Here is a 14,146-nt window from a genome sequence, read left to right as displayed (position 1 = left end):
GTCTTTATTTCTCCTCTTTTTGGCGCTCTTTTGCGCTTTTTCGCATTTCGTATTTTTCCCAGATACCAGCATACAATATATTTCGCAGAATGTCTACATTTTCTAGGATCGGAAGTTTTTCAAATGCACGCGACGCTTCCGCCGTCATCATCAGCAGGATTTTTTCTGCGGTTTCCTCGAAGTCCGGCTGATCTGCGATGGACAGAAACGGGTTGTAGTTTCCGCTCTTTTTATCTTTTTCCACGTCATCAAGCGCATCCATCAGGTAAATGAATTTTCCGATGTAAAAGCCGACCTGGCGCAGATCATCGCTCCAGATGTCCTCCTCCGGAATATAGATCTCCGCCATCACCTCTCCGGTATAGCCCGCCGCAAGATCGAGGTCTGGATTGTTTTCCTTCTCGCATGCATGCAGCTTTTCGAGGTAATCCTGCACTGCTTTCGTCTGGCGCGGATACGATGCCTCGATGCGTGTCACAGATTTTTTCAAAGCCTTTGCCACTGTAAACGCCGCGTAGTTTTTCTCGTCCTCCCAGTCATCCAGCAGATTGTAATAGGCGAGCAGCACGTTCATGTCTGCGCAGTATTTTGTGTATTTGTTCCGCAGGCATTTATGTTTTTTGCCGGGATGAAGAAAGCAGTAATGCTCCTCTTCTTTTGTCTCACACTCATAAAGCCCGGTCAGCAGGATGGAAAGAAATGTCATATCAAACGTCAGCATCGCCTGACCCTTTTTTCCATACGCCTCTTTGATATCCTGACACAGACCGCAGTAGTATGCCTGATATTTGTTGTAATCTTTGACTTTCAGGTCATCCTTTCGGATGGTCACATAACCAAACATGAATCGCACTGCTCCTTTTTATCAGGTGTTTTTGATGAATTTTGTTCCGCATTTCGGGCAGCGGATCTCGATATGGCCTTTTCCTTTCGGTACACGCACCTGCTGATGGCAGGACGGGCAGCGGAAGTAGCAGTGCTCTTTATCCTTGAATGCACGGGTTCCGCCTCGGAAGAATCCGGCGACGCGGTTTTTCAGTTCCAGGAATTTCTGGTTTTCCGCATACCGTTTGGAATGGTTCTTGGACATGATGCGCACATCCGCCCAGACGATCAGGACGAGTGCCAGGGTGTAGATAAGGGAGCTCCGTACAACCGCTCCGAAAATCATCATGGCAACTGCCGCCCACATCATAAAATTGCCCAGCTGATCGATGCCGTAGCGGCCGTACATCAGGCGGGAAAGTTTTTCTTTCAGTTTATCCATTTTGTTCTCGTTTCTCCTTTTTCAAAGTATATGCCAATACTCTATCCCTTTTGAGGGAAAAAAGCAATCGAAAGCGCCATTAATTTTTTCTAAAGAATCCTTAAATTTTGCAGTGTCGCATTTTTCAAACACGCTCTGTTTTTTCCTGCAGACAGTTTTTCAATTTTTCATGGATGTTTCAAGGAAGCTGTGCTACACTATACCATGTATTTATTTTTTGATTGGAGAATCCCATCTATGAAACGACTCAAACAGATCGGCGCCCTTCTCGCCATCGCGGTCCTGATCGGATTCGGGCTTGGCGCCATGATTTTTGCGTTTATCGACACGCCGTTTGCACACAAGGCGCTGACGGTCTGCCTCTACTGTGCGATTACCGTACCAGTGCTCATCTATGCCATGATGCTGGTTGCCAAGGTTCTGTCGCACCGCGATGAGAACGACAAATCAGACAAAGGAGAAAAACAGTCATGATTGATACCATTATTTTTGATGTAGGCCGCGTACTCGTCAACTGGGACTACGAGTCCTATCTGAAACGCTTTGCTTTCGGTCCGGAAAAGACGAAAGCAATCGCCGCCGCAACCTTCGAAAGCCCTTACTGGCGCCAGTTCGACCGCGGAATTCTCACACCGGCGGAGATTGTAAAAGGATTCTGCTCCCTCGCCCCGGAATACACCGAAGAAATCAAAGAGGTTTTCGCCCACTGCGAGGAAACCATCACCCCGCTGCCGTATGCAGAAAGCTGGGTACGCTCCTTAAAAGAAAAAGGCTACCGCCTCTACATCCTCTCCAACTACTCCGGAGACCTCTTCGAGCGCACCAAAGAGAAAATGCCCTTCCTCCCCTACATGGACGGAACCCTCTTCTCCTACACCTGCCATTTAACAAAACCGGAACCGGAGATCTACCAGCACCTGATCCAGAAATTCTCCCTCACCCCGGACCGCTGCGTATTCCTTGACGACACCAAAGCAAACGTCGAGGCCGCAGAGCAGGCAGGGATTCATGGAATTCATTTTATGGGATATGAAGATGGCGTAGCACAGTTGAAAAAACTGGGCGTTCTTTAAAAAAACAGGCTGCCGCATTCGTGCGTCAGCCTGTTTTTTAGTATTAACTTACGCTTTCGCCGCCTCTTCCATCAGCCGCAGCATCAGTCCGACGCTGCCGACGTTATATCCGGCATAAGCGCGTCCGCCGATGTTTCCCGGCAATGCGAGGATCAGCAGTGGGAGTTTTTCTGCATCGATTCCCATTTTTTCGGCGATCGCCGGGGCGTCGTCGGATGGGTCGAGGTAGAGGGACATGTTGTGGATTGCTGCGCGGGCTTTCTGGAAAGTCGTGTTTTCCAGGTCGGCTTTCGTGCGGAGCACGGCTGCCATGGCAGTGTCTTTTGCATTCCACTTCTCTGCGATTTCGATCAGCTCATTCAGAACATGCTCGGTCGGCTCCTCTCCGGTTCCGAGGAAGGCCAGAAGGATCGGGCCGTCTTTGGTGAGATCGTTCAGGGTATGCGCCTTTCCATCCAGATCCTCCAGCGTGATCTCCGGCAGTTCGATGTGCTCTAACAGCTCATCCAGCTCTTTTTTCACGGTTTCCAGATAAATCTCTTTTGCTTCTCCCGCCTTCAGTTCAAACACGCGGTATGCGGCATGCTGGTCACCGTTCGGCATACGCATACTTGTAATCAGACGATAGCAGCCCGGCTCCAGGGTCAGAGCCAGTGTTTTGCCATTGAATGCGGTTTCTTCGTAATTCAGCGTCTCAAACACCGTTCCATTCCACTTTCCGATAGTCCACGTCTGATAATACTTCCATACGCTTCCATCCTCCGCATTCAGTGCCAGAACCGCGCTTTCTGTCTCCTCTTCCAAGACAGCAGCTTCTGTTTCCACACTGTGGAAGGCTCCATTATGATAATACTCCGGCTCCAGGGTCACCGGATTCAGTCTTGCCGCTACATTGAGACTCCGGCAGATTGCCACAAACAGAATCTTCTGCGCCAGCGGACTTCCCTGTTTCATCGTAAGGACGCCGACCGGCGTTGCCATGATTGTATCATACTCTTCTTCTGGATGGAAGGTAATATTCTTCTTAAGATAATCCAGGATCCGTTCCGGCTGCTCCGCAAAGCTGCGTTTTGTCTCTTCCTCAAAAAATCCGCGGATCATGCTCCGATATGGCGTCAGCTCCTCGAGGAAAATACGCGGGCAAAGAAGATCCTTCCTGAAAATCTCCTCTGGAAGATCCCCCTGCTCACAGTCGAGATGATCCTCTAAAACGGATGCCTTCAAGTCCTTCGCATCCTTTAATTCCAGCGAAAACAGCAGCTTCTTCCGGTTCGGATTTTCATCTTTGGAAAGGAATGTATAAACCTCCTCAAAATTCTCTCCTGCCCGGTGGAAAATCTCTTCCGCTTCCGGATACGCAGCAGCTTTTTTCTCATCAAAGCATGCTGCAAACCGTGCCTTCCGAAGCCGTTCCGCCTCTGCCATCCGTGCCGCATTGCGCTCCTTCTGCTCCTTTGTGGCAACGACATTCCGTACCGGCACCTCCTTCGGTGCCCGGATTTCCAGCGTCTGCCACGTATCATCCGCTGACGGAACCGCCTCTTCCTGCAGCACCAGTTCCAGCGAATCTTCCTCCTCTATCCTCATCATGGCTTCTGCCCGGCGTATTCCGTCAAATGCCCGTACCCGGATATCGCCAAGGCCAAGTGTCATCTGAACTTCTCCGTCCGCATCCGCAATCATCACTGCAGCCGGGAAAAACTCTGCCATATTCAGGATTTCAACCGCAATATGCGCTCCTGCAGCCGGTTTTCCATTCTCATCCTTCACAAGAATCTTCACCAGCTTCGTTCTGCCATAAAAATCTGTATGGTTAAAGTAGTACAGCGCTCCTTCTTTTCCAAGATACTCCTCGTTACTTTCCTTCACATAATCCGAAAAGTTCCGCGTATGAATCAGAATTGCCCGATTCGCCGGACCGGAAAACCAGCCGGTATCCAGCACCTCTTCCGGCTCGCAGGCGCCGAGAAAATGCCACTCGCCGTCCACAAACACCTCAACCCATGCATGATTGTCATCACAGTGCGCCCATCTTGGTGTATAGACCTGCCGCGCCGCAATACCGACACTCCGATACGCCGTAACTGCAAACGTTGACTCCTCGCCGCAGCGTCCCTTTCCGCTCCGATACATCGTCATCGGAGATGCCGTTCTGCTGTCCGTCGCCTCATACGTTGCATGCTCCGCACACCAGTAATTAATCTCCAGAATTGCCTCCCAAAGACTCATTCCGGCTACACGCCCCATAATCTGCTCGTAAAAAAACGGTCTGCAGTCCGTAATATCCTCGGAATTGATCCGGTCATACAGCACATAATTTACAAACACATCCTCCGGCAGTTCCTTACACCATGCCACCTTCTCCCGCAGCATCAGCGCATGCTTCACGTACGAAAGAAAAAGGTTAAATCCATATTCTCCCGCATCCCTTACCGGCATCGTACCATACAGAAACTTCATCAGCACAACCTCTTCTTCACTGCACTGTTTCAATTTTTCTTCGATAACAGGCATCACCGGAGCCAGAAGCTCTCTCCGTCCCTCAAATTTTTCCGTTGCATATTTTTTCAAATTTTCTGAGATCATGATTCTATCTATCCCTTTCTCTTTTTTCCTATCCGTCTCCACAACGTACATCCGCCCACCGGCGGCAGACGCCATGTGAAAAAGGATTCCTTGCGATTTTTCAGGAACACCGGAGCGAGGAGCCTTTTCACATACCGGCTGTGGGTCACTACGCTACATATTTTTCTTTATAAATGAAAGTAATTCTCCGCTGGGATCGCATTTATACTCCCAGAACATAATGCCCCCCATGCCCTTTTCTTTCAGGTACGCAATTTTCACCCCAAGTGACTCGCAGTCCTCATAGCTGATAAATGTTTCCCCGTCAAACAGATACGGAACCTTTGCCTGCTCATCCCAATACCGGATAAATCCCCTCTTTCCGATCCAGCTCTCTTTGAGCTCGCCATAGTCACCGCCATATCCTCCGACCGTCTCTGCTTCCATTCCAAGCCCGTTGCGGCATCCGGCGCCTTTTACTCCATCCCATTTTCTGGAATAAAACGGTACGCCAAGAATCAGCTTCTCCATTGGAACGCCTGCATTTACAAAACCGTTCACTGCCTTCTGCACACATGCATCAAACAAATTTCCCTCACTGTGATACAGCGCCGCATGATGTCCCGTCACCTTCTGGAAACCGCCCTGCAGATCATACGTCATCAGCTGCACATAATCCAGATACCGGGAGGCCTCCTTCATATCTGTCTGCAGTGCAAAGTAAACATCTCCGCCGACTGCTGTCGTTACAAGCATGCCTTCTCTGTACGCGTCCAGTGTCTTCCGAAGCTCCGCCAGAAGCAGCGTATAATTCTCTTTATCCGATCTGTCCGACGCAATTCCTGCCAGCGATGTGCCCGGATACTCCCAGTCAATGTCAATGCCGTCCAGACCATACTCCTTCACAATTGCAAGTGCACTCGCAGCAAACCGCTCTCTTCCCTCTTTTGTTCTTGCAGCCTGGGAAAAGCCGTCTGCTCCCCAGCCGCCTACGGACAATACAATCTTCAGCTCCGGGTTGCTTTTCCGAATGGATACTATTCCATCCCGTGCATCCTTTGCATCCCATACAACTTCTCCGTCCCGGATCAGACCAAATGCAATATTGATCACGGTAAGTGCCCGCACATCCTCTTCTCGCATATGATTTAAATCCGCCGTATTTACATAGCCAATTATTCTCTTCATCTCATAAGCTCCTCTGTCCGAATCGTTTTACTCATTAAATGTTACGACTTCCCCGTGTCCCAGATTGTAGGTGATCTCATCCTCAAGCTCCACCTTCACAACCGTTGCAAACGGATGAATGCTCATCTCTCCGGCCCAGATCCAGAGCGTTCCCGGAATGCCGCTCCATGGAAGTGAACCTGTGTAGGAGAACCGGAGCTCCTCTCCCGTATGCAGAACCGTCACCCTTTTTACCGGTGTTTTAATGCCTTTCACACACAGTGTCTCCTGCGGCTTATCATAGACGAAAAGATACATCGTCTTCTTATCCGCCGAAATCGTGCTTCCGCCGAGGAAATGATTGTAATCCAGTCCTTTTTCTGTTCCAAATACCGCTTCCTTATGGTCATGAATCCATCCGCCCAGATCCAGAAGAACTTTCTCCTGGCGTTCATCCAGCGTTCCGTCCTCCTTCGGTCCGATATCCAGCAGCATTCTTCCTCCAAGGGTGATACAGTCGCAGAACATGCGCACAATCTGACCGCTGCTCTTGTAATCATTGTCCGATGGACGATATCCCCAGGAATCGTTGATTGTCGTACAGAATTCCCACTCGCCTTTCGGTCCGTACAGCGGAATTCCCTGCTCCGGTGTCTCATAATCTCCATAGCCCTGCATTCTCGAATTCAATACAACGTTCGGATTCAGGGTATGCAGATATTCCCTGAATTCCGGCATCTTCCACTGTGCCGCGCTCCGTTCCCAGTCACCATCAAACCATAAAAGATCCACCGTTCCGTAATTTGACATCAGTTCTTTTAACTGATGATTGTTGAATTCCAGAAACTCCTGCCATTTCTCCGGCTCCTCCTCTTTTCCGGCCGGGGAACCATAGATATCGTTCAGACAGTCTTCTTTTTTCATTCCTTCCGGGTAAACCGTGCGGTACCGCGGATCCGACCAGTCGATCAGCGAATAATAAAGGCCGACCTTCAGACCTGCCTCACGCATGGCAGCTGTATACTCTTTTACAAGGTCGCGCGCTGCCGGTGTTTTCTTCACAACACTTAAATCACTGTATCCGGTATCAAACAGTGCCACGCCGTCATGGTGCTTCGCTGTCATAACCACGTACTGCGCACCTGCTTTTTGAAACAGCTCCGCCCATTTTTTCGCATCAAACTTCGATGCTGTAAAGCCTTCACACTGTTTCATGTAATCTTCATAAGAAATATTTCCGTTGTGGAACGACCATGACTCTGACACATCACCCACCGCATAAATCCCATAATGGATAAAAATGCCCAGCTTCGCGTTCCGAAACCAGTCCTGCATCATCTCTTCCAGCTCCTCCTTTTTTTGTACTCCCGGATTAAAAGACTCCGGGCATAGCTTTTTTATCCGATCTAATTACCCCTTTATTGTTTCTTCCCATTATATCAGTTCTTGCCCAAAAAGAAAGGCATATTACCGTTTTACACTGTAATATGCCTTTTTTCACGCCACAGGAAATATCGTTACCTTTTCCTGTTTATTTCGCGATTTCCTCGATACCCTGAGTTGCTACCCAGTCCTCAAGTCCCAGAGAGTACATACCATCTACATAAGCCTGCCAGTCAGCATCGTTGTCAATGTCAAGCTCGCCGCATACGAACTGCGCCTGCTGCTGCTCAAAGAAATCTTTGATTGCTGTGTTCGTATCAGAGAAGGTATCAATTTTATCCAAGTCAATCCAGTAGGACGGAATAATTTCTTTGGTCAGATTTGCCTCATAAGCTTCCTCTGTTGCTTTTTTCTCATCATACATCGGATGCTCTTCTACAAACTCGAAGTCTACCGGCAGATATTTCGGCAGAGACTGCGGCCACAGATTGCCCCAGGAATATTTTTCCTGATCTTCCTCAGACAGTGTGGTGGTGTCAATCGCATGGTATCCGTCATCCTCTTTGTTTACAATCACACCAACCGGTCCTCTGTTGCAGCCGATGCCGTTCTCCAGTGCGAATGCATTGTCAAACCAGCGGCAGATGATTTCCGGATGCTCTGCCTTGTTTGTGATGACAGCCTGGGTTCTGTATACGCTGAAGCCTTCCGTATCGCGCAGCCAGATTCCGTCTTTGTCTGTGTTCAGAACAGGCATGGAGTCGAAATCGCCTCTTTCCTCTGCAGCCGGGATTCCGGTAAACTCGTTGCTTCCGTATGCGATGGAAACGCCGTACAGGTCCTGATTTCCTTTACCTTCCCATGTGGAGCTGTCCTGTGTGTAAAGCTCTACGTCTACGAGTCCTTCTGCATACAGTTTGTGGAACCAGGAAAGGAACTCACGGTATGTATCGCTGACACCGCCGTAAACAACCTTTTCATTCTGGATTGCAATACCAAGTTTGTTCATCGGAAGTCCGAAGTAACCGGCCATAGCCTCGATATGTTTGTTGTTCGGGTCGGTAGAGAACGGGATTTCATCGGAAGCGTCACCGTTGCCGTTTGCATCCTGCTCTTTGAAGGCTTTCAAGACTGCCTCAAACTCGTCTGTAGTGGTCGGCATGCTCATGCCAACATTCTCCAGCCATTTCGTATTGATGTATGGGCTGTATCCAACGGTTGTATCGGTACATACGTACGGAATTGTGTAGATGTGTCCGTCCGGTGCTGTCATTTTTTCTCTTACACCCGGCAGATCCAGGATCGCAGAAATGTTCGGGCAATATTTCTCAAAATAATCTTCCAGCGGAATGAATACGCCCTGGTTTACACCATAGGTGAGGATTGCATTATCGCTTAAGGTCCATCCGCCGATCACATCCGCGTAATCTCCGGAGTTCAGATCCAGATTCAGTCTCTCCGTTGCTGTTTCGTATGGATAAATTTTCAGGTCAACGTCTACATTGGTCTGTTTTTTGAACTCATCGAGCATGATAAACTCGCCGGATTCGCTGGAATCATCGCAGAAGATGGAGAAGGTGTAATCTCCCTCGTCTACCAGCGGAAGACCTTCCTGATACATAATGCCGTTTACTTTTCCGTCCTCATCCACGGTGTCGTTTGCTGCGGATGCTGCGGATGCTGCAGAAGCACTCTTTGCCGAGCTGCTTCCATTATCACTTCCACATCCGGTAAACATAGATGCCACCATTACTGCAGTTAAAACTGCTGCGACTGCTTTTCTTTTCATGATTTTTCCCTCCTGTGTTGTTCCGGCGGCATTTTCCCGCCGGAAGCGCTTTTGCCTGTCCGTTGTCCGGACTCTTTATTTACATACCGCCGTTTCCCGTGCGGCAGATAAATCGTTAAAAAAACTTCTTCTTGTAAATCAACCCTTCATGGATCCGATCATAACACCCTTTACAAAGTGCTTCTGCACCAGTGGGTACATAACCAGAACCGGGATACTGCTGATGATGATCAGCGAGTATTTCATAACGTCGATCAGCTGCTGTTTTTCCTGCAGTGCTGCTCTTGCTGCCGCAGTTGTTGCTGTCTGGGACAGCGCGGTCTGGTTCGTGATCAGGATGTTACGCAGAACCAGCTGCAACGGATACTTTGCTTTGTCCGAAATATAAACGAGTGCTGAGAAGTATGAGTTCCAGTGACCGACACCATAGTACAGAACCAGAATTGCGATGATCGCTTTGGAAAGCGGAAGTGCAATCTGGAAAAAGAATCTCGCCTGGGTGCAGCCGTCAATTTCAGCTGCCTCATACAGCTCTTCCGAAATGTTCGACTTGAAGAAGGTTCTTGCCACGATCATGTTGTATACGCTTAAGCATCCCGGAAGAATCAGTGCCCAGATCGTGTTCAGCATCTGCAGTCTCTGAATAACCAGATAGGTAGGGATCAGACCGCCGCCGAAGAACATGGTGATCAGGTAAAAAATGGTGATCGGTTTCTTTCCGGAGAAATTGCTTCTGGAAAGTGCATATGATGTCGGAAGCGTTACGATCAGGTTGACCATGACACCGCAGAAGGTGATGATCAGGGAGTTTAAAAAGCCTCTCATAACCTGGTCGTTTTTAAATACTTCTGCGTAGCCCTTCAGGGTAAATCCGATCGGGTGAAGCAGTACTTTACCACTCGATACGGCGCTTGGCGCACTGATGGATGAAATGATAACCCAGTACAGCGGATATGCCACAACAAACAGAACCAGCGTCAGGATAATGAAGCAGGCTGCGTCAAAAACGACGTCCTCTTTGCAGCGTTTTATTTTCTTTTTTGTCACTGCGGTATTTTCTTTACTCATGTTTTTGTTTCCTCCTACCACAGGCTGTTGCCCGAAAGTTTATCAGATATCGTATTGACAATGATCAGCATAACCATGTTTACGATGGTGTTGAACAGACCGATTGCTGAAGAATACGACATATCGTTGTTGATCAGACCGACCTTATAGACGTAGGTGGAAATGATCTCGGATACACTGGCATTCAGGTTGTTCTGCAGAAGGAAGGCTTTTTCGAAGCCGACGGAAAGAATGCTTCCGCAGTTCATAATCAGAAGAATGGTCGCGGTCGGCATGATCAGCGGAAGGTCGATGTGACGGATCAGCTGTAATTTCGTTGCGCCGTCTACCTTTGCCGCCTCATGCAGCTCCGGGCTGATGCCGGCGAGTGCTGCGAAGTAAATAACAGAGCTCCATCCTGTACTCTGCCATACGCCGGTCCACACATAAATGTGTCTCCAGTAGGCTTTTTTCGCCATGAAGTTGACCGCCGGAATTCCGATTGCTTCCAGTACGTGGTTGATAACACCGACGGACGGAGACAGGAACAGAATGATCATACCACACATAACTACGGTGGAAATGAAGTTCGGCGCGTAGGTGACGGTCTGGATCACTTTCCGGTATCTCTTATGGCGGAAGGAGTTCAGCATCAGTGCCAGGATGATCGGAATCGGGAATGATACAACCAGTCCGTACAGACTCAGGATCAATGTGTTCTTGATGGTGGAAGCAAAGTATGGAGAGTTGAAGAATCTCTCAAAGTAGTACATGCCTACCCACGGGCTCTTTGTGATTCCGGCTGTCGCATTAAAGCGGCGGAACGCGATCTGTACACCATACATCGGAATGTAGCTGAAGATGAATGTCAGGATTACGCCCGGAACACAGAAAAGCCAAAGCGAGATGTCTCTCTTAAAGGCGCGGATGGTGCGGCCTTTTTTCTTTGCTTTTGTTGGTTTCTCTTTCATTTCTCTCTTGTCCTCCCTTTTAAAGGTTTCGTGTTTTCCTTGATTGGAGCATCCCTTGTCGTGAACATTTTGAACATTTTGCTTTCGCATCATCCTCGCATGCTGCTTCTTTTTTGTACAACTGCCACAATCAAATCTGTTATTTAAGATTTATCCAACACTGTTTTGATGAATTTATTTTACATTTTGTTTCCTTATTTGTCAATTAATTTTTGAACACAAATATTATTTTGTTACTTTTACGCAATTTAAACCGATACTTTTTAAGCACTTTTCCCATAAATTCTCCTGTTTTTCCCTTTGTTTTTCGTTTCACGGCATCGGAGCATACGATCCATTTATATTTTTATCCATTTTTTGCAAACAAAAAGAAGGAAGCTATGTTTCTTTATTTTGTAATATAGTTTCCTTCTTTGTTCATTTTTATTATATTTTTATGTTTTTTCGTCCGTTCTTACATTTCCGTCACGTTTCCAGTCCACCATTTCTCTGCTCCATCTTCAAGCATCAGCTCGTACTCATGGCAGATGACCTCTGGTTTTCCCGGAATCTGGACAAAATTCAGCTCCTCTTTTGTAAGATGGAACACAGCTTCTTTTTTCTCTCCCGGTGCAAGTGCAATTCTCGTAAAGGCTTTCAGCTCTTTGATTCTTGCCACAACGCCGCCGGAACGTTTCCGCACATACAGGCACGGAACGGAAGTTCCGGCCATATTTCCGGTATTTTCCACGGTAAAGGAAACAGAAATACCATTTTCTTCTTTTGTTACGGAAACATCACTGCCGGTAAACGTTGTGTAGGATCTTCCTTCTCCGAAGGTATGCAGCGGCTGGCTTGTCATATCACAGTACGCCGGGGCAACGGAAGTCCGATAATTGTAGCATACCGGGATCTGTCCCACGTGGCGTGGCATAGAAACCGGAAGACGGCCGGACGGATTGCTGCTTCCATAGAGAAGCTCAGCAACTGCCCTGCCTCCCATCGGTCCCGGGTAGAATGCATATAAAACGGCATCGGAAGCATTTTCGATCTTCTCGATACAGTATGCTCTTCCGGCAATTACAACCGTTACCAGTGGTTTGCCAAGGCGGGCAAGTGCTGCAATCAGTTCTTCCTGCGCGGCCGGAATGTGAACCTTCGCGGTGTCCATTCCCTCGCCGCAGTCCATCGAACGGCTGCCCGTTCCCTTCGAGGCTGCTCCGTTTGCATCGAACACAGCTCCTCCAAACCGTGAGGAGGAACCGCCGACAACGGCCACGATCACATCGCTTTCTTCTGCAAGTGCCATCGCTTTTGCTTTTTCATGCTCATCCGCCTCGGAAAAACCGGACCCCATCGCATAAGAGACTTTCACGCCATCCGGTGCTTCCTGCTTCATGCCCTGCAGAACCGTGACGCACTCGCTTTCCGGCACCGGCGGAGTATAATCGCCGAGCATACAGTAACGGTCTGCCGCATGGTAGCCGATCACTGCTACTTTTTTATATTTCTTTGCAAGCGGAAGCACCGTCTTTTCATTTTTCAGAAGCACAGCAGACTCCCGCGCCAGTGCAAGAGATACCTCCGGGATGCCGGCTTCTTCCGGGGAAAGCATGTTTTCTTCCATATAAGGATGCTCGAACAGACCTTTTTCAAATTTCAGTTTCAGAACGCGGAGCACCGCCTCATCGATCTGGCTCTCCTCCAGAAGTCCCTGATCAACCGCCTCACCGAGACGGCCAAAGGCTTCATCCCACAGGCTCACATCAACACCGGCCTTTCTTGCCGCAACGGCTGCATGCAGCGTATCCCCCTCTGTGTTTTTCAGGAAATCGACAGCCAGTCCGTCTGCCATCACAATGCCGTCAAAGCCCATCTCACCGCGCAGTACATCGCGAAGCAGCCATGCATTTCTGTGGCAGTACACGCCGTCGATCTCGTTATACGCCGCCATGATTCCTTCCACACCGGCTTCGCAGCACGCTTTTGCAGACGGAAAATGGATTTCACGCAGCTCACGCTCCCCGATTCTCGCCGCACTCGCATTCACACCTCCGGTCGTCTCGCCCTGGGCGCAGAAATGTTTTGCCACGCTGCCGACGCCGGTCGACTGCATGCCGGTCACGGCTGCTTTTGCCATTGCGGCTGCAAGGCATGGGTCCTCAGAGTAGCACTCTTCACTTCTTCCCCATCTCGGATCACGCGCCATATCAAGTGCCGACATCAGCGCCAGCTCCACATGACCGCTCTTTAACTGCTTTCCGCATGCCTTGTAGCCTTCCGAAAGAAGCGCCGGATCAAACGTTGCTCCGGCAGCCAGGTTGACCGGAAGCAGACCTCCTCCGAGTGCCTGATGGCCATGGGGGCACTCGCTGCTCATCATCATCGGAATGCCGAGGCGGGAATGTTCCATGACGTAGTGCTGTACCATATTGTAGGCTTTCGCGGAGAGTTCCGGCACGATTCCGGTCTTCTCGTCCTTATCTGCCCACGGGTCGGCACGGTACAGGCCGTACAGAACCCCCAGTCCGCCCATGCGCTCTACTTCTTCTTTGAATTCGTCGGTCAGGGTAAATTCCTCTCCCTGCCGCTCATAGATCCGGAATCCGTACAGACGCTGATTGAGCTGTCCCACTTTTTCCTTTAATGTCATCCTTCCCAGAAGATCCTTTGCTCTCTCTTCCGGTGAAAGGGCTGTATTCTGATATGCTTCCATCTGATTTTCCTCCTTATATGCTTTCTGCCCGGCCGTTTTCTTCCTGCCGGTGTATTTTTGATCTGTTTCCCCCAAAATTCTCTTATGAAACGGCTTTATTGTATCTCATTTTTTTACTTTTGTCCACAATAAGTTATATTTCGTTCATTTTTGTTCATTTTTCATGTTGAAATTTATTACTTTTAGTGT

11 protein-coding genes are annotated in these 14,146 nt (G+C 49.0%); 2 read left to right on the top strand and 9 right to left on the bottom strand.

What is annotated here, in order from left to right; translation table 11 throughout:
- Positions 1 to 4: 4 nt before the first annotated feature.
- Both DWW13_RS12040 and DWW13_RS12035 read right to left on the bottom strand, forming a co-directional pair.
- The gene (locus tag DWW13_RS12040) at positions 5 to 844 is read right to left on the bottom strand and encodes a DUF5685 family protein (RefSeq protein WP_022463183.1); all 840 of its coding nucleotides are present in this window, start codon (positions 842 to 844) and stop codon (positions 5 to 7) included.
- 21 nt (positions 845 to 865) lie between these two features.
- Positions 866 to 1,267, bottom strand: a complete 402-nt coding sequence (locus DWW13_RS12035; protein ID WP_117805015.1) for a hypothetical protein — start codon at positions 1,265 to 1,267, stop codon at positions 866 to 868.
- Positions 1,268 to 1,504: 237 nt separating this feature from the next.
- On the opposite strand from DWW13_RS12035, the gene DWW13_RS12030 reads away from it, so the two are divergent.
- Both DWW13_RS12030 and DWW13_RS12025 read left to right on the top strand, forming a co-directional pair.
- Entirely contained in the window at positions 1,505 to 1,741 is a 237-nt protein-coding gene (locus tag DWW13_RS12030) for a hypothetical protein (protein ID WP_022463181.1), read from the top strand.
- Complete coding sequence (locus DWW13_RS12025) at positions 1,738 to 2,340, top strand: HAD family hydrolase (protein ID WP_055228500.1); 603 nt, start codon at positions 1,738 to 1,740, stop codon at positions 2,338 to 2,340. Before DWW13_RS12030 ends, DWW13_RS12025 begins: the two co-directional genes overlap by 4 nt.
- Positions 2,341 to 2,388: 48 nt before the next feature.
- Here the strand turns inward: DWW13_RS12025 and DWW13_RS12020 are convergent, their stop codons facing one another.
- The 7 genes from DWW13_RS12020 to DWW13_RS11990 form a co-directional block, all read right to left on the bottom strand.
- Positions 2,389 to 4,926 carry a transglutaminase domain-containing protein gene (locus tag DWW13_RS12020; protein WP_118720191.1) on the bottom strand — a complete coding sequence of 846 codons (2,538 nt, stop codon included), beginning with the start codon at positions 4,924 to 4,926 and terminating at the stop codon, positions 2,389 to 2,391.
- Between the two features lie 153 nt (positions 4,927 to 5,079).
- Complete coding sequence (locus DWW13_RS12015) at positions 5,080 to 6,093, bottom strand: glycoside hydrolase family 18 protein (RefSeq protein WP_117510263.1); 1,014 nt, start codon at positions 6,091 to 6,093, stop codon at positions 5,080 to 5,082.
- 27 nt (positions 6,094 to 6,120) lie between these two features.
- Positions 6,121 to 7,419, bottom strand: coding sequence for an alpha-L-fucosidase (locus DWW13_RS12010; RefSeq protein ID WP_256372493.1), 1,299 nt, complete (start codon positions 7,417 to 7,419; stop codon positions 6,121 to 6,123).
- A gap of 184 nt (positions 7,420 to 7,603) precedes the next feature.
- Complete coding sequence (locus tag DWW13_RS12005) at positions 7,604 to 9,244, bottom strand: extracellular solute-binding protein (RefSeq protein ID WP_055264780.1); 1,641 nt, start codon at positions 9,242 to 9,244, stop codon at positions 7,604 to 7,606.
- Positions 9,245 to 9,382: 138 nt separating this feature from the next.
- Positions 9,383 to 10,312, bottom strand: a complete 930-nt coding sequence (locus DWW13_RS12000) for a carbohydrate ABC transporter permease (RefSeq protein WP_022463175.1) — start codon at positions 10,310 to 10,312, stop codon at positions 9,383 to 9,385.
- Between the two features lie 14 nt (positions 10,313 to 10,326).
- Entirely contained in the window at positions 10,327 to 11,262 is a 936-nt protein-coding gene (locus tag DWW13_RS11995) for an ABC transporter permease (protein WP_022463174.1), read from the bottom strand.
- Between the two features lie 454 nt (positions 11,263 to 11,716).
- On the bottom strand, positions 11,717 to 13,957 hold the full coding sequence (locus tag DWW13_RS11990; protein ID WP_147398117.1) for a glycoside hydrolase family 3 N-terminal domain-containing protein: 2,241 nt from the start codon (positions 13,955 to 13,957) through the stop codon (positions 11,717 to 11,719).
- Positions 13,958 to 14,146 lie beyond the last annotated feature (189 nt).

The sequence above is a fragment of the Blautia sp. AF14-40 genome, from assembly GCF_003479665.1.
Taxonomy (GTDB): domain Bacteria; phylum Bacillota; class Clostridia; order Lachnospirales; family Lachnospiraceae; genus Fusicatenibacter; species Fusicatenibacter saccharivorans.
This window is presented reverse-complemented; position numbering and strand designations above follow the sequence as displayed.

Coding starts and splice junctions, on each gene's coding strand:
- DWW13_RS12005 (WP_055264780.1), bottom strand. CDS start 9,244: ATGAAAAGAAAAGCAGTCGCAGCAGTTTTAACTGCAGTAATGGTGGCA.
- DWW13_RS12035 (WP_117805015.1), bottom strand. CDS start 1,267: ATGGATAAACTGAAAGAAAAACTTTCCCGCCTGATGTACGGCCGCTAC.
- DWW13_RS12025 (WP_055228500.1), top strand. CDS start 1,738: ATGATTGATACCATTATTTTTGATGTAGGCCGCGTACTCGTCAACTGG.
- DWW13_RS12015 (WP_117510263.1), bottom strand. CDS start 6,093: ATGAAGAGAATAATTGGCTATGTAAATACGGCGGATTTAAATCATATG.
- DWW13_RS12040 (WP_022463183.1), bottom strand. CDS start 844: ATGTTTGGTTATGTGACCATCCGAAAGGATGACCTGAAAGTCAAAGAT.
- DWW13_RS12020 (WP_118720191.1), bottom strand. CDS start 4,926: ATGATCTCAGAAAATTTGAAAAAATATGCAACGGAAAAATTTGAGGGA.
- DWW13_RS12030 (WP_022463181.1), top strand. CDS start 1,505: ATGAAACGACTCAAACAGATCGGCGCCCTTCTCGCCATCGCGGTCCTG.
- DWW13_RS12000 (WP_022463175.1), bottom strand. CDS start 10,312: ATGAGTAAAGAAAATACCGCAGTGACAAAAAAGAAAATAAAACGCTGC.
- DWW13_RS11995 (WP_022463174.1), bottom strand. CDS start 11,262: ATGAAAGAGAAACCAACAAAAGCAAAGAAAAAAGGCCGCACCATCCGC.
- DWW13_RS11990 (WP_147398117.1), bottom strand. CDS start 13,957: ATGGAAGCATATCAGAATACAGCCCTTTCACCGGAAGAGAGAGCAAAG.